Source organism: Serratia sp. BIGb0234 (assembly GCF_024809915.1).
GTDB classification, from domain to species: Bacteria; Pseudomonadota; Gammaproteobacteria; order Enterobacterales; family Enterobacteriaceae; genus Serratia; species Serratia liquefaciens.
Window position 1 is genome coordinate 1 of sequence record NZ_JANUEI010000010.1, and the last position, 15,014, is coordinate 15,014.

The 15,014-nt window shown below is 55.7% G+C and carries 13 protein-coding genes; 3 read left to right on the top strand and 10 right to left on the bottom strand.

The annotated features are described in order from the left end of the window. Nucleotides 1-161: 161 nt before the first annotated feature. The 5 genes from hemG to M2407_RS23775 all read right to left on the bottom strand — a co-directional run bounded on the left by hemG (nucleotide 162) and on the right by M2407_RS23775 (nucleotide 5,464). On the bottom strand, nucleotides 162-695 hold the full coding sequence (hemG, locus tag M2407_RS23755; RefSeq protein ID WP_020824857.1) for a menaquinone-dependent protoporphyrinogen IX dehydrogenase: 534 nt from the start codon (nucleotides 693-695) through the stop codon (nucleotides 162-164). Nucleotides 696-717: 22 nt separating this feature from the next. After that, on the bottom strand, nucleotides 718-2,169 hold the full coding sequence (gene trkH / locus M2407_RS23760; protein ID WP_020824856.1) for a Trk system potassium transporter TrkH: 1,452 nt from the start codon (nucleotides 2,167-2,169) through the stop codon (nucleotides 718-720). 35 nt (nucleotides 2,170-2,204) lie between these two features. Next, nucleotides 2,205-2,819: an IMPACT family protein gene (locus M2407_RS23765; RefSeq protein WP_046374702.1), complete on the bottom strand. Its 615-nt coding sequence runs from the start codon at nucleotides 2,817-2,819 to the stop codon at nucleotides 2,205-2,207. After that, entirely contained in the window at nucleotides 2,819-4,150 is a 1,332-nt protein-coding gene (gene pepQ, locus M2407_RS23770; protein ID WP_259220044.1) for a Xaa-Pro dipeptidase, read from the bottom strand. The genes M2407_RS23765 and pepQ overlap by 1 nt, the downstream gene beginning before the upstream one ends. 117 nt (nucleotides 4,151-4,267) lie before the next feature. Beyond that, nucleotides 4,268-5,464: an MFS transporter gene (locus M2407_RS23775; protein WP_187962144.1), complete on the bottom strand. Its 1,197-nt coding sequence runs from the start codon at nucleotides 5,462-5,464 to the stop codon at nucleotides 4,268-4,270. A 233-nt stretch (nucleotides 5,465-5,697) separates the two neighbouring features. Between M2407_RS23775 and fadB the strand changes: the two genes are divergently transcribed. Both fadB and fadA read left to right on the top strand, forming a co-directional pair. Then, on the top strand, nucleotides 5,698-7,887 hold the full coding sequence (gene fadB / locus M2407_RS23780) for a fatty acid oxidation complex subunit alpha FadB (protein WP_259220045.1): 2,190 nt from the start codon (nucleotides 5,698-5,700) through the stop codon (nucleotides 7,885-7,887). Nucleotides 7,888-7,897: 10 nt separating this feature from the next. Continuing rightward, nucleotides 7,898-9,061 (top strand): acetyl-CoA C-acyltransferase FadA, encoded by a 1,164-nt coding sequence (fadA, locus tag M2407_RS23785; RefSeq protein WP_020824851.1) that lies wholly within the window; start codon nucleotides 7,898-7,900, stop codon nucleotides 9,059-9,061. Nucleotides 9,062-9,229: 168 nt separating this feature from the next. On the opposite strand, the gene fre is transcribed toward fadA, so the two are convergent. From fre to pepE, 3 genes are all read right to left on the bottom strand, one after another. Further along, complete coding sequence (gene fre / locus M2407_RS23790; RefSeq protein WP_020824850.1) at nucleotides 9,230-9,931, bottom strand: NAD(P)H-flavin reductase; 702 nt, start codon at nucleotides 9,929-9,931, stop codon at nucleotides 9,230-9,232. 174 nt (nucleotides 9,932-10,105) lie between these two features. After that, nucleotides 10,106-11,626, bottom strand: coding sequence for a 4-hydroxy-3-polyprenylbenzoate decarboxylase (gene ubiD, locus M2407_RS23795; RefSeq protein WP_020824849.1), 1,521 nt, complete (start codon nucleotides 11,624-11,626; stop codon nucleotides 10,106-10,108). 63 nt (nucleotides 11,627-11,689) lie between these two features. Beyond that, entirely contained in the window at nucleotides 11,690-12,415 is a 726-nt protein-coding gene (pepE, locus tag M2407_RS23800) for a dipeptidase PepE (RefSeq protein WP_259220046.1), read from the bottom strand. A 244-nt stretch (nucleotides 12,416-12,659) separates the two neighbouring features. Between pepE and rfaH the strand changes: the two genes are divergently transcribed. Continuing rightward, nucleotides 12,660-13,148, top strand: a complete 489-nt coding sequence (gene rfaH, locus M2407_RS23805) for a transcription/translation regulatory transformer protein RfaH (RefSeq protein WP_020824847.1) — start codon at nucleotides 12,660-12,662, stop codon at nucleotides 13,146-13,148. Nucleotides 13,149-13,193: 45 nt separating this feature from the next. On the opposite strand, the gene hemB is transcribed toward rfaH, so the two are convergent. Together hemB and tatD are read right to left on the bottom strand one after the other, a co-directional pair. Next, complete coding sequence (gene hemB / locus M2407_RS23810) at nucleotides 13,194-14,216, bottom strand: porphobilinogen synthase (RefSeq protein ID WP_020824846.1); 1,023 nt, start codon at nucleotides 14,214-14,216, stop codon at nucleotides 13,194-13,196. A 14-nt stretch (nucleotides 14,217-14,230) separates the two neighbouring features. Next, complete coding sequence (tatD, locus tag M2407_RS23815) at nucleotides 14,231-15,013, bottom strand: 3'-5' ssDNA/RNA exonuclease TatD (protein ID WP_128864859.1); 783 nt, start codon at nucleotides 15,011-15,013, stop codon at nucleotides 14,231-14,233. Nucleotide 15,014 lies beyond the last annotated feature (1 nt).

Here is a 15,014-nt window from a genome sequence, read left to right on the forward strand (position 1 = left end):
ATCTTTCTGGCTGGGCGACTGGTTCTCGTTAGAGGAGTCGTTGTTCCCGGTCAGTGGAGGCGCATTATAGGGAGTTCTCAGAAGGCCGCAACCCCCTAAATGCAAAAAACTTTTCAAGCGCGGTATTTTTCGACAAAACGCTGAACAAGCCAGCGTTTTCGTCACTTTTCATACTGAATATGGCCAAACTCCTGGGCGAAACGTTCCACTTGCTGCCAATCGGTGTATTCCACTTCTTTACTGCTGTCTGTTTCGCCCCCGGTCATACGCATAATAAGTTGAATCATTACGCGATCGAGCCAGCGATAACGTGGATAGCGCAGTGCGCCGGCAAACACGGCGCACTGTTTTGGCTGCCAAGGCGACGCCAGCAGGAACTTGCGGGTATAAGCATTGGTCTGCGGGGAACGTTTGTCCGCTTTACGGGCGGTCAGGTTGACGCTAAAGAATGCGCTTGGCATCCGGTTCAATTGTTCAGCGTGGCGTTTGACGAACTTTCCCAATGTCGGATGGAAATGACCATAACGCACCGATGCGCCAATCAATACCTGTTGATACTGCGTGAGGTCAATATTATCCGCCTGCAGCAAATCGATCACATCGCAGCGCAGCGTATCCTGCAGTTTGTTTGCTATATAAGAGGCGATAGAACGTGTTTGCCCATCACGGCTAGAATAAAGAATCAGTGCCTTCACGGCGTTACTCCTTTTATCAAGGTCATTCGCGCCAGAACGTCGGCGTAAACAGAACCAGCAGTGTAAAGACCTCAAGGCGACCGAACAGCATCGTCAGAACCAGGATCCACTTTGCCGGTGCAGGCATGGTAGTAAAGTTATCCGCCACCACCCCCAACCCCGGCCCCAGGTTGTTCAGTGTCGCCGTCACAGCAGCGAAGGCAGAGAAATCATCCACACCGGTTGCGATAATGGCCAGCATGCTGACGATAAAGACCAACGCATAAGCCGAGAAGAATCCCCATACCGCCTCCAGGATCCGTTCCGGCAGTGCGCGGTTACCCAATTTTATCGTGTAAACCGCGTTAGGGTGCACCAGCCTTTTTAGCTCACGCGAGCCCTGCAAATAGAGCAACAGAATACGGATCACTTTCAGACCGCCCCCCGTCGAGCCGGCACAGCCACCGATAAAGGCAGAGCAAAGCAGCAACATCGGCAAGAATAACGGCCATTTGGAAATGCTGTCGGTAGTAAAGCCCGCCGTCGTCGCCATCGACACCACCTGGAAGAATGCCTGATTGAGCGTTTCCATACCGGTTTTGTAAACACCATGCCCCCAGAGTACGCCAGTGCAGACCACCACCAGCGTCAACTGGACGGCGATAAACATGCGAAACTCAGGATCACGCCAGTACACTTTCAGGCTGCGCCCGCTCAACAAGGCAAAGTGCAGGCCATAGTTACAACCGGAAATCAGCAGGAAAATAGCAATAATGGTGTTGATGGTGGGACTGGCGTAGTAACCGATGCTGGCATCGTGGGTAGAGAAGCCGCCAATGGCGATGGTCGAGAAGCTATGGCCTATGGCGTCGAACATCGACATGCCTGCCCCCCAGAGCGCCAACGCGCAGGCAATGGTCAGCAGAACATAAATCAGCCACAGGGTTTTAGCCGTTTCGGCAATGCGCGGGCGCATTTTGTTATCTTTCAGTGGACCCGGCATTTCAGCCCGGTACAACTGCATCCCCCCGACACCGAGGATCGGCAGTATTGCTACGGCCAACACGATGATCCCCATCCCGCCCATCCATTGCAGCATCTGCCGATAGAACAAGATGGCTTTGGGTAACGAGTCCAACCCCACCAAAGTTGTCGCCCCCGTGGTGGTCAAACCGGAAAACGACTCGAAGAAGGCATCGGTCAGCGACAAGTTAGGCCGCTCCGAAAATAAAAACGGCAATGCCCCGACGCTGCCCAGCACCGTCCAGAACAGCACCACGATCAAAAAGCCTTCCCGCGGCTTCAACTCGTGCTTTTGTTTACGGTTAGGCCACCACAGCATCAGGCCAATGGTCACCGCCACAAAGAAGGTCTGGCTGAACGCCCGCCCTGCCCCATCGCGGTATATCAATGCCACCAGACCAGGAATAAACATCGTCCCGGAGAACAGGATGACCAACAAACCCACGATACGGGTAATAGCGCGAAAATGCATTTCAGCACGATCCTTAGCAATTCAGTTGGGGGGAATTATTGCGAAATGGGGGTTAATTGCAAATTACCGCGACTGAGATCACGTAATTTATTCCCGAACGCCTCAACGCCGGTGACCGGTAAAGCCAGATGCAGCACGACGGAGGCACCATATTCCCCCTGTACAATCCGCCCTTCTGTTTGCTGCAACAGATTTTCTACCAGCGCCAACTGAGCATAGTCGCATTGCAAAGTATATTCGGCCTGCGGGATCTTGTAGCTTACGGCCAACTGTTTTAATGCCTGCTGCACCCCGCTGCCGTAGGCTCTTACCAAACCGCCGGTGCCCAACTTGATACCGCCGTAGTAACGTACCACTACGGCGGTGATTTCGCCTATGCCACTACCCATAAGCTGCGCAAGGATAGGTTTACCCGCCGTGCCGGAGGGCTCCCCGTCATCTGAGAAGCCTAATTGCTGAGAATCGGTCGGCGGCCCGGCGACAAATGCCCAGCAATGGTGCCGCGCTGCCGGGTGCTCATCACGTACCTGCTGAATAAACGCCTTGGCCGCATCAACCCCGCTGGTCGGCGCCAGCAGGGTGATAAAACGGCTCTTCTTGATTTCCTCGCTGACGCTAATGGGGCCTGCGGGGATCGGATAAGGCTGCATCAGGCCAAGTTCAGATCGCGCGTCATGTTCTCAATGCGCTTTTCATGGATCACGATATTGTCTTCAATACGGATACCACCATAAGGTTTCAGCGCATCGATACGATCCCAGGCAAAGTGATGGCTGAATTCGCCGCTGCGCCACGGTGCCAGCAGGGATTCAATAAAGTAGAGGCCAGGTTCGATGGTCAACACCATGCCAGGTTGTAATACGCGGGTGCAGCGCAGGTATGGGTACTTAGATGGCGCCGCCAGGTGAGTACCTTGTTCATCCTGCATAAAACCGGCTGAGTCGTGTACCTGCAGACCCAGAGGATGGCCCAAACCGTGCGGCAGGAATGGCGTGGTAAGCCCTTGTTCCACCATGGCTTCTTCGCTGATACCGTTCACCAGTTTGTGGCTTTTAAGCAATTTGGCGATGCGCTGGTGCATCTGCACATGGTAATCGGTGTAACGCACACCGGCTTTGATGGTTTCCATCAGCGCCAACTGCTCGTTATTAAGATCTTTAACCAACTGGGCGAAATCGCTGCCGCTCTGGCCAGCATAAGTACGAGTCAGATCGGCCGCATAGCCGTTATATTCCGCACCAGCATCGATCAAGAAGCTCAGCATTTCAGCCGGCGGTTGGTGATCCAGCGTGGTGTAATGCAGTACCGACGCATGCTCATTCAGCGCAACGATATTGTCGTAAGGCACATCGGTATCGCGATGGCCTGTCGCCGTGAGATAAGCCAGGTTGATATCGAACTCACTCATGCCTGACAGGAAAGCTTCGTGGGCAGCACGATGCCCCATAACCGCGGTCTTCTGCGCTTCACGCATGCAGGCCAGCTCGTAGCCGGTTTTGATTGAGCGATGGAAGTCGAAGTAGTTCAGCACCGCTTTAGGGTTAACGTTTTCTGCCGAAATACCGAGATCGCGAGCGCGCTGTTGCGCATAACCGATATAGCCCACGCGCTCACGCTGGGCTGGCAGCTGCTGAGCGATATCGTCAGCATTGGCCAGCGGTATCAGTTCAACAGATTTGGTCCAGAAACTGTCCGGCAGCGGCTCAACGCTATGCCAGTAATCGACCGGCGAATAGAACCACAGCTTCGGTTTGTTAACGCCGTCCACCCACAGCCAGCAGTTTGGAACCGAAGTCACCGGTACCCAGGCTTTAAAATGCGCATTCACTTTGAACGGATAACTGCGGTCGTCCTGGAATATCCGCTGCAGTTCCCCTGAGTGAATCAGCAACGCGTCCAGTTTGTTGCGCGTTAACACCTCACGCGCGCGTTTTTGCAGTTCTGCCAGGTGGTCGTTATACAAAGAAGCCAGTGTTTCCATCACAATACCCTTTTACATACCATTAGAACGGAATGCCTCATCTTAGCACACCGTTCCTGCGTACCAACCTCATCGCCTCTGGCATGCGGGGCGCTTCGCAAATCACTGTAAATGTCGTTACATCCGCAGCTTAACAATTAACCAGGCGATAAAACCTGACGAGGCGATCGCGGCGGCCCACAGACCGTGATGCTCAAGCAAAACGGCACCGGCCGCAGCGATACCCGCCAGGCACTGCTGCAGAAACCCACACAACGCCATGGCATAGGCACCCTGCTCTTTGGCATCGCTGACGGCCATCGCCATACTGTTAGGGAACAATACCGCCTGGCCAAAAATCGTCAGGCAGTACAGCACAATGAATAACGCCATGCCGGAAAGCCCCACCAGCACACCGCTCCACCACAGCAGCATGATCGCGACGGTCGTCATAGCGACAATACTCGCTCCTACCTGCATTAGCCGTTTGCCGCCGAAACGCGCCACCGTCCGATTCACCGCCATCGCCCCGGTAAAGTAAGCTACGCCGATCACCAATCCTAGTGCCCCAAAGGCCGTCACGTTCAGACCAAACCCCTGCTGCATAATAAACGGGCTCACCTCTTGCAGGGTTACCGTAGTCGCGAACCCCAATCCACCGACGCATGCCGGCCAGAAAAATCCCGGCCGACGCAAAATGCGCCAATAGGCCGTGGCCATCGGCGGACGAGGGCCCGCCCCCCTGCCAGCTTCCAACGGCAGCGTCTGCATAAGCAGCAGGATCGCCAGCCCGGTGAGCCCCATCAGTACAAAGCCCATTTGCCAGTGCGAATATTGACTCAGCAACCCACCGATAAACTGCCCACCGCCCAACGCGGCGATAAAGGCAATCGACAATACCGAAAGGCGTCGTGCCAGCTCGTCACCGCTCCAGTTATCGCGAACAATAATGCGTGCGATGATCGCGGCGCCCCCGGCGGCAATGCCCTGCAGTGCCCTCAGCACCAATAATTGGGTGCCATTGCTGCAAAACGCCAGCAGCGCGCTGCAACTGATAAACAACGTCAACGACAACGTCAGCGGCAGACGCCGCCCAAAGCGATCGGCCGCCGCGCCCCAGAACAGCACCGGTAGCGCGGCGCCAATGACGAATATTGATATCGATAGCTCGGTGGCGCGGCGCGTCATCGACAATTCCTGCATCACCGTCGGCAACGAAGGCAGATACACCGTTGTCGCCATCTGCGCCATGAAGACCAGCAAGCAGGCCAGCGTCATGGTTCTGGCGGGAAGACTCCAAAACCCACTCTGTTTTGCACATACCGCCTTACTCATTTCGCACCTCTGGGTGTTTAGCGCTTCGCTCCGGCAAGTGTATGAGGGGTTTCCCACACCAGCAAATCACCATAACGCATAAAATATAACTTCGTTATAAATCAAAATATTAACCCAGAGTCATGTGATCCGCCCTGCAAAAATGCAATCTCTTATTTGCATATTGTTAACATAAAAACCACACTCCTCATCATCTGGTCATACCAGATCAAACGCTGATTCAGGAGATAGACATGCTCTACCAAGGCGAAACATTACAACTGCACTGGCTCGACAACGGCATCGCCGAGCTGGTGTTCAATGCCCCAGGTTCTGTAAACAAGCTGGATACCCGCACCGTTGCCAGCCTGGGCGAAGCGCTCACGGTTTTGGAAAAGCAGACCGAGCTGAAAGGCCTACTGCTGCGTTCCACGAAAGCCGCCTTTATTGTCGGCGCCGATATCACCGAGTTCCTTTCTTTATTTGCGGCTCCAGCAGAAAAACTGCAGGAATGGCTGGTCTTTGCCAATAGCATCTTTAACCGGTTGGAAGATCTGCCGGTACCGACCATTTCGGCCATTAACGGCTATGCGCTCGGCGGCGGTTGCGAATGCATTTTGGCTACCGACTTCCGCGTCGCTTCACCGGATGCACGCATTGGCCTGCCGGAAACCAAACTGGGCATCATGCCCGGTTTCGGCGGTTCCGTACGTCTACCACGCCTGTTGGGTAACGACAGCTCATTGGAGATCATCGCCGCCGGTAAAGACGTCAGCGCCAAAGACGCACTGAAGGTTGGCCTGGTAGATGCAGTGGTTGCCCCGGAAAAATTGGTCGATGCCGCGCTGAAAATGCTGCAACAGGCGATCGACGACAAACTGGATTGGCGCGCTTATCGTCAGCCAAAGCTCGAGCCATTGAAGCTTAGCCCAATCGAAGCCGCCATGAGTTTCACCACCGCCAAAGGCATGGTGATGCAAACCGCGGGCAAACATTACCCGGCACCGATGACCGCGGTCAAAACCATTGAGGCCGCTGCCAAGCTGGGTCGCGATGAAGCGTTGAAATTGGAAACCGCCAGCTTTGTGCCATTGGCCCGCTCCAAAGAGGCGCGCGCCCTGGTCGGCATTTTCCTCAACGATCAGTTTGTGAAAAGCCAGGCGAAGAAGCGGGCGTTGAATGCTGAAGCACCGAAGCAAGCTGCTGTGTTGGGGGCCGGTATCATGGGGGGCGGCATCGCCTACCAGTCCGCGCTGAAAGGCGTGCCGGTGATCATGAAAGACATCAGCGACAAATCCCTGACGCTCGGCATGAATGAAGCCGCCAAGCTGCTGAACAAGCAGCTGGAGCGCGGCAAGTTGGATGGCATGAAGATGGCCCAAGTGCTGTCGACCATTCAGCCAACGCTGGACTATGCCGGTATCGAGCGCGCACAGGTCATCGTCGAAGCCGTGGTCGAGAATCCTAAGATCAAGGCGGCAGTGCTGTCCGAAGTGGAAGGCCTGATTGGCGAGGATACCGTCCTGGCCTCCAATACGTCGACCATTCCGATCAATCACCTGGCGAAATCGCTGAAACGTCCGCAGAATTTCTGCGGCATGCATTTCTTTAACCCGGTACACCGTATGCCGCTGGTAGAAATCATCCGCGGCGAGCAGACCAGCGACAGCACTATTGCTGCGGTGGTGGCCTACGCCAGTCGCATGGGTAAAACGCCGATTGTGGTGAATGACTGCCCGGGGTTCTTCGTCAACCGCGTGCTGTTCCCGTATTTCGCCGGTTTTAGCCTGCTGCTGCGCGACGGCGCGGATTTCCGCCAGATCGACAAAGTGATGGAAAAACAGTTTGGCTGGCCAATGGGCCCGGCTTACCTGCTCGACGTGGTGGGGATTGATACCGCGCACCATGCCCAGGCAGTGATGGCTTCCGGTTTCCCTGAGCGTATGGGCAAAGATTACCGTGACGCTATCGACGTGATGTTCGATAACCAGCGTTTCGGTCAGAAAAATCAGTTGGGCTTCTATCGCTACAGCCAGGACAGCAAAGGCAAGCCGCGTAAAGACAACGATGAGCAAACCGATGCCCTGTTGGCGACCGTCAGCCAGCCACGTCAAACCGTCAGTGACGAAGAAATCATTGCCCGCATGATGATCCCGATGATCAATGAAGTGGTGCGTTGTCTGGAAGAAAACATCATCGCCAGCCCGGCCGAGGCCGATATGGCACTGGTCTACGGCATCGGTTTCCCGCCGTTCCACGGAGGGGTATTCCGCTACCTGGATACGCTTGGCACCACCCATTTCGTCGAAATGGCTCAGCGTTACGCGCATCTTGGCGCTCTGTATCAGGTGCCTGCCGGCCTGCGTGCCAAAGCCGAACGTAATGAAAGCTACTACCCGGTGGCAGCGCCGCTGTCCGATGTCTCCACTGGCCAACCGGCATGAGGTCATAAAGATGGAAAACGTAGTTATTGTTGATGCCGTACGCACGCCGATGGGCCGCTCCAAGGGCGGAGCCTTCCGCCAGGTACGAGCCGAAGATCTTTCCGCTCACCTGATGCGTGCCGTACTGAGCCGCAATTCGGCGTTGGACGCAGCCGAAATTGACGACATTTACTGGGGTTGTGTGCAACAGACGCTGGAGCAGGGCTTTAACATCGCCCGTAACGCTTCGCTGCTGGCTGAGATCCCGCACAGCGTACCGGCCGTAACCGTCAACCGGTTATGCGGCTCCTCCATGCAGGCGCTGCACGATGCAGCGCGCGCCATTATGGTCGGCGACGCGCACGTCAGCCTGATTGGCGGCGTCGAACATATGGGCCACGTGCCGATGAACCACGGCGTGGATTTCCACCCGGGGCTCAGCCGCAGCGTGGCAAAAGCCGCCGGCATGATGGGCCTGACCGCCGAGATGCTGGCCAAGATACACAATATCAGCCGTCAGATGCAGGACGAGTTCGCCGCGCGTTCACACCAACGTGCGCATGCCGCCACCCTGGCCGGCTACTTCAAGAATGAAATTATTCCCACCACCGGCCACGACGCCGACGGTGTGCTGACACGTTATGACTTCGACGAAGTGATCCGCCCGGAAACCACCGTTGAAAGCCTTGCGGCACTGCGCCCGGCATTCGATCCGGTCAACGGCACTGTGACCGCCGGCACCTCTTCGGCCTTGTCCGACGGGGCATCCGCCATGCTGCTGATGAGTGAATCTCGTGCCAAAGCGCTCGGTCTGAAAGCCCGTGCACGCATTCGCTCAATGGCGGTCGTCGGCTGCGATCCGTCCATTATGGGCTACGGCCCGGTGCCTGCCAGCAAGCTGGCGTTGAAGCGCGCCGGCCTGACCGTGCAGGACATCGACCTGTTCGAACTGAACGAAGCCTTTGCTGCACAGTCATTGCCATGCATCAAGGATCTGGGCCTATTGGACAGCATCGATGACAAGATCAACCTGAACGGCGGCGCCATTGCACTGGGTCACCCGCTGGGTTGCTCGGGCTCCCGCATCTCTACCACCCTGCTGAACAACATGGAACGCCGCGATGTGCAGTTCGGTCTGGCGACCATGTGTATTGGCCTGGGCCAGGGGATTGCCACCGTCTTTGAACGCGTTTAGCTGTGTCTATTTGGCCTGACTGCGTCACACTTTAAACCGCAGCACGCCAACAAGTTTAGTTGCCGTACTTCCCGCCTGTCAGGGGCGGGTTTTTTTATGCCTGAAATCCGCAGACGGCCAATAAAAAAGGGCAACCATTGGCCACCCCATTTTTTCCCGCTTCGCCGCTTAGATAAACGAGAAGGCGTCGCCAAACATGTGCGCTTCCAGCGCGCCACGTTCGGCACAGAAGCGTTCACGAGCGATTTTCGCCATCTCGAAACGACCGGCAATATAAATGTCGTGCTCCGCCAGCGTACCGAAATCCTGCAATACCGCACTGAGCACCGTGCCGCTACGGCCACGCCACTCTTCTTCCGGCTGTTCAACCACCGGAATGACTTTCAGGTTCGGATGCTGCACTGACAGCGCTTCCAGCTCGCTCAAATCATACAGGTGCTTGAGCTCGCGCCCGCCCCAATAGATAGAGATATCGCGGTCAGGCTGCTGCTCGAGTGCGGCCAACAGAATCGAGCGCGCATATGAGAAGCCGGTGCCGCCGGCGATCAACACCAGTGGACGGCTGCCCTCTTCACGCAGCCAGGCGTCACCGTGCGGAATATCAACGGTAATCGCCTGCTCTTTCAGAATGCGATCCATCACTGCCATGGCGTACAGATTCAGTTCCGAAGCACCGATATGCAGTTCAATATAATCCTGCTCTGTCGGGGTCGATGCCAGCGAGAACGGACGCTTGTCGCGCTCATCCATCACCACCATCAGATACTGCCCTGCCTTGAAAGAAAACGGCGCCTCTGGCACCAAACGTACCCGGTAAACCGTATCGGTAATGGCCTCTACGGAGGTCACTTTACAGCTCAATATTGTCATGCGTTCCCTCTGTCGGGTCATCAATGCAAAACTGAGAACAGAGCCTGACATACCCTTCATATTTGAAGCTGCATCTTTGTTGGCTTTTCTCGCTTACCCCAGTCACTTACTCAAGTAAGCTCTTGGGGTGCGCTGCGTTGCCGCCGCAATGCAACTCCAATTATTTTGGGTACATTATAATGTCGGTTCTCTGTCACTGAAAATTGCGAGCTCATCCCAGATGTCATCGATGCGCGCACGCACCTTTTCATCCATCTCAATCGGACGGCCCCATTCGCGCTCGGTTTCACCCGGCCATTTATTGGTGGCATCCAGCCCCATCTTCGAACCCAAACCGGAAACCGGTGAGGCGAAGTCCAGATAATCGATCGGCGTATTCTCCACCATCACGGTATCCCTTGCCGGATCCATTCTGGTGGTAATCGCCCAAATCACATCATTCCAGTCACGCGCATTGACGTCATCGTCGCAGACGATAACAAACTTGGTGTACATAAATTGACGCAGGAACGACCAGACGCCCATCATTACGCGTTTAGCATGACCAGCATACTGTTTCTTGATGGTCACCACCGCCAGACGATAAGAACAGCCTTCGGGCGGCAGATAGAAGTCGACAATTTCCGGGAACTGCTTTTGCAGAATGGGAACGAAGACTTCGTTCAGCGCCACGCCCAGCACCGCAGGCTCATCCGGCGGACGGCCGGTGTAGGTCGAGTGGTAAATGGCATCGCGACGCTGGGTGATGTGAGTGATGGTAAATACCGGGAAGTGGTCGATCTCGTTGTAGTAACCGGTGTGATCGCCATACGGGCCTTCCGGCGCCATTTCACCCGGTTCAATGTAGCCTTCCAACACGATTTCCGCGCTGGCCGGCACTTCCAAATCGCAGGAGAGGCACTTGACCACTTCGGTTTTGTTGCCGCGCAGCAGCCCGGCAAAAGCATATTCAGACAGGGTATCCGGTACCGGCGTCACCGCGCCGAGGATAGTGGCGGGATCCGCCCCTAATGCCACCGCAACCGGGAAACGCTCACCGGGATGCGCCTGACACCATTCCTGATAATCCAACGCACCGCCACGGTGGGACAGCCAACGCATGATCACTTTATTTTTGCTCAGCACCTGCTGGCGATAGATGCCCAGATTCTGGCGCTCTTTTTGCGGCCCGCGGGTTACCGTCAGCCCCCAGGTGATCAGCGGCGCAGCGTCTTCCGGCCAGCAGTGCATCACCGGGATACGGCTGAGATCAACGTCATCGCCCTGCCATACTTGTTCCTGACAAGGGGCTGAACCCAACACCTTGGTCGGCATGTTCAACACTTGTTTGAACTTCGGCAGTTTGTCGAACAGATCGCGAAAGCCCTTCGGCGGCTCTGGCTCTTTCAGGAACGCCAGCAATTTGCCGACCTCGCGCAACGAGCTGACATCTTCCTGGCCCATGCCCATCGCAACGCGGTTGGCGGTACCGAACAGATTGCACAACACCGGCATATCGTACCCTTTAGGGTTTTCGAACAGCAGTGCAGGGCCGCCCGCACGTAAAGTACGATCGGCAATTTCTGTCATTTCCAGATAGGGATCAATCGGCTGGCTGATGCGTTTTAGTTCCCCTCTCTTTTCCAGCAACGAGAGGAAATCGCGTAAGTCACGGTATTTCATGCTGATCATTATAACGGCCAGTGAGGAGGGCATTATAAGCCCTCTTCACAGTTGTTGCTGCACTTTTGTTAAACACCGGTAAAGACATCGTCGGCGTTAGTGGCAGGTAAAGGGCACCAGCGGACGCAATGCCCGGGTATCGCGATATTCCTGAGTTTCCACACCGTGGCGGAACACCTTGAAACCTTGATCTCTGGCGCTAAAGTAACGCAGATCATTACCCTCAACGTGCAACAGGCTGCCCTCGCGCAGCGCCACCACGGATTCGCTCGGATTAACCGCGCAGAACTCGGCCAGGCGTTCATCACGGGTTTCCCCCATGTGGCCGCTAATATGGGCGTCGATGTAATGCGGGTTAATCTGCACCGGGAACAGGCTCAGTGCCGGCAGTACGACGCTGTTACGCACCGGCATGTCATTGGTGGTGCGAATACTTGGTGTGGCAACGTTACACCCGGCGCTCCACCCCACGTAGGGCACGTTACGTTCACGAACCGCCCGTTGAATCGGGACGATTAGCCCGTTTTCATGCAGCATCTGGTTCAGCATCCAGGTATTGCCGCCGCTGACCAAAATGCATTCTGCCTGTTCAATCGCCGCCGCGGGAGAGTCGGCGTGGTGAATACTGGTAACCTTGATGCCGAGAATTTTCGCCAGTTCCTGTGCACGCTGATCGTAATCGCTGCGGATCATGGCATAGGGGATAAATACGGCGGACGTAATGTCACGGCGCGCGATCATCGCCAGCAAGTGGCTCTTGGCATAACCCAGCAGCTCATCCTCACCGGACAGCTTGCCGTTGCTCAACAAAAATAACTCCATTTTTCCCCCTCAATCGAAAACGATGAATAACGTCACACCCGACGAAAGCAGCACAAGGCATACTCCGACGGTAACAAATTTTTAGCCCTCTGTTATACCCAAGCCGTGCGAATAAGTGTGTGACCCCTCGCTAATTGCCAACGATTCATGCAGATAGCGGCCGTTACATGCTGAAACTTGCATCACTATGTATCCGTAATGGCTTTTGATATGCTTACCGGCTGACAGAAAGGCATGTGAAATTATGGAATCTTGGTACCTACTGTATTGCAAGCGCGGCCAACTTTTACGGGCGCAGGACCATTTGGAACGGCAGGAAGTGAACTGCCTGAGTCCGATCATAACGCTGGAAAAGATCGTACGCGGTAAACGCATTGCGGTCAGCGAACCCCTGTTTCCGAACTACCTGTTTGTGAAGTTCGATCCGGAGCGCATCCACACCACCACCATCAGTGCAACTCGTGGTGTCAGCCACTTTGTACGCTTTGGTTCAACGCCGACCACTATCCCGCAGAAAGTCATCGAAGAGCTGCAGACGCATACCGGTGAAACCTACGTCGATCCGGAAACGCCACAGCCGGGTGATAGCGTGTTAATCGTCGATGGCGTGTTCGAAGGGCTGAAGGCGATTTACACCGAGCCGGACGGCGAAGCCCGTTCGATGCTGCTGCTGAATCTGATCAACAAGCAGGTCAGCCAAAGCGTGGATAACCGGCAATTCCAAAAACTGTAATGCAAAAAGGCGCCCAGGGCGCCTTTTACATAGATGACTTACGCCTTAGCGCTGCATCGCTTCGTCATGCATCCACTGAGCGACTCGCTTGGCGAAGTAGGTCAGTACGCCATCGGCGCCGGCACGCTTAAAGCACATCAGCGATTCCATCACCGCCGGTTGCTCCTGCAACCAACCGTTTTGAATCGCCGCCATGTGCATCGCATACTCACCGGAAACCTGATAGGCGAAAGTCGGCACGCCAAAGGTATCCTTCACCCGACGCACTACATCGAGATACGGCATACCTGGCTTCACCATCACCATATCCGCGCCTTCCTGCAGATCCTGTGCGATCTCCTGCAGCGCTTCGTCACTGTTGGCCGGGTCCATCTGATAGGTTTTCTTGTTGCCGCCTTTCAGATTACCGCTGGAACCGAGCGCATCGCGGAACGGGCCATAGTAGCAAGACGCATATTTGGCGGAGTAAGCCATGATTTGAGTATTCACCAGACCCTGATGTTCCAGGCGATCGCGGATCGCGCCGATACGGCCGTCCATCATGTCACTCGGTGCCACGATTTCTGCCCCGGCTTCCGCGTGAGACAGCGCCTGACGAACCAGGATCTCTTTGGTGATGTCGTTAATGACATAACCTTGTTCGTCGATAACGCCGTCCTGACCGTGAGTGGTGTAGGGATCGAGCGCCACGTCCGTCAGAATACCCAGCTCAGGCACCGCGTCTTTTAATGCACGCACCGTACGCTGTACCAGACCTTCCGGGTTATAAGCTTCTTCCGCATGCAGTGACTTCAGGCCAGGTTCAATCACCGGGAACAGGGAGATCACCGGCACGCCAAGCTTGGCGATAGCTTCCGCTTCTTTGATCAGCAGATCGATGCTCATGCGCGATACGCCGGGCATCGATGCCACCGCTTCCTGACGGTTACTGCCTTCCATGACAAATACCGGATAAATCAGGTCGTTAACCGTCAGTTGGTTCTCGGCCACCAGGCGGCGGCTGAAATCGTGACGGCGCACACGGCGCATACGGCGACCCGGGAAGGTACCCGGAAATGCATAGCTCATAGTTTTCTCCTAACTCATTCCAGCCGGAATAGCCGGCGGGCGTTCTCATCGGTTTTCTGCCCCAGCCATTCGGGATCTTCTTGTCGCCAGGTAGCCACCTGCCGGACGATATGAGGCAAAAAACAGGGTTCGTTGCGGCGAGATGCAGGTTTCGGATGTAAATCCCGGGGCAACAGATAGGGTGCGTCGGTTTCCAACAACAGACGTTCGGCGGGGATCTGCGGCAACAATGCACGCAACTCCAGGCCACGTCGCTCATCACAGACCCAACCGGTAATCCCGATCGACAGGCCCAGCGACAAGCAACTTTCTAATTCTTCGGCGGTGCCGGTAAAACAGTGCACCACAGCCGCGGGCAGTTTATCCAACCACGGCGTCAACAGTGCGGCAAAACGTGCGTGCGCATCACGGCAGTGAAGAAAAACCGGCATCTCCAGCTCCGCCGCCAGCGCCAGTTGGGCGCTGAATGCCCTCTCCTGCTGCTCTGGGGTAGAAAAGTTACGGTTAAAGTCCAGCCCGCATTCACCTATCGCTACGACCTGCGGCTGCGAGGCCAACTCGCGGATCCGCTCCGCGGTCTGCTCATTCCAACTGCTGGCCTGATGGGGATGCACACCGGCGGTGGACCAGCAATAACCAGGATGCTGCTGCGCCAGTTCACAGGCAGCCTGGCTTTCCTGCAAGTCAGTACCGGTAATCAATAGCCCTGTCACGCCTGCGGTTCGTGCGCGATCCAGCACCGCTGGGCCGTCTTTGGCAAACTGTGAACTGGTGAGGTTTACGCCAATATCAAACATG

Bases quoted from the DNA above. Each gene is read 5' to 3' on its own strand.
- trkH (WP_020824856.1), bottom strand. From the start codon at position 2,169: ATGCATTTTCGCGCTATTACCCGTATCGTGGGTTTGTTGGTCATCCTG.
- M2407_RS23765 (WP_046374702.1), bottom strand. From the start codon at position 2,819: ATGCAGCCTTATCCGATCCCCGCAGGCCCCATTAGCGTCAGCGAGGAA.
- pepQ (WP_259220044.1), bottom strand. From the start codon at position 4,150: ATGGAAACACTGGCTTCTTTGTATAACGACCACCTGGCAGAACTGCAA.
- M2407_RS23775 (WP_187962144.1), bottom strand. From the start codon at position 5,464: ATGAGTAAGGCGGTATGTGCAAAACAGAGTGGGTTTTGGAGTCTTCCC.
- fadB (WP_259220045.1), top strand. From the start codon at position 5,698: ATGCTCTACCAAGGCGAAACATTACAACTGCACTGGCTCGACAACGGC.
- fadA (WP_020824851.1), top strand. From the start codon at position 7,898: ATGGAAAACGTAGTTATTGTTGATGCCGTACGCACGCCGATGGGCCGC.
- fre (WP_020824850.1), bottom strand. From the start codon at position 9,931: ATGACAATATTGAGCTGTAAAGTGACCTCCGTAGAGGCCATTACCGAT.
- ubiD (WP_020824849.1), bottom strand. From the start codon at position 11,626: ATGCCCTCCTCACTGGCCGTTATAATGATCAGCATGAAATACCGTGAC.
- pepE (WP_259220046.1), bottom strand. From the start codon at position 12,415: ATGGAGTTATTTTTGTTGAGCAACGGCAAGCTGTCCGGTGAGGATGAG.
- rfaH (WP_020824847.1), top strand. From the start codon at position 12,660: ATGGAATCTTGGTACCTACTGTATTGCAAGCGCGGCCAACTTTTACGG.
- hemB (WP_020824846.1), bottom strand. From the start codon at position 14,216: ATGAGCTATGCATTTCCGGGTACCTTCCCGGGTCGCCGTATGCGCCGT.
- tatD (WP_128864859.1), bottom strand. From the start codon at position 15,013: ATGTTTGATATTGGCGTAAACCTCACCAGTTCACAGTTTGCCAAAGAC.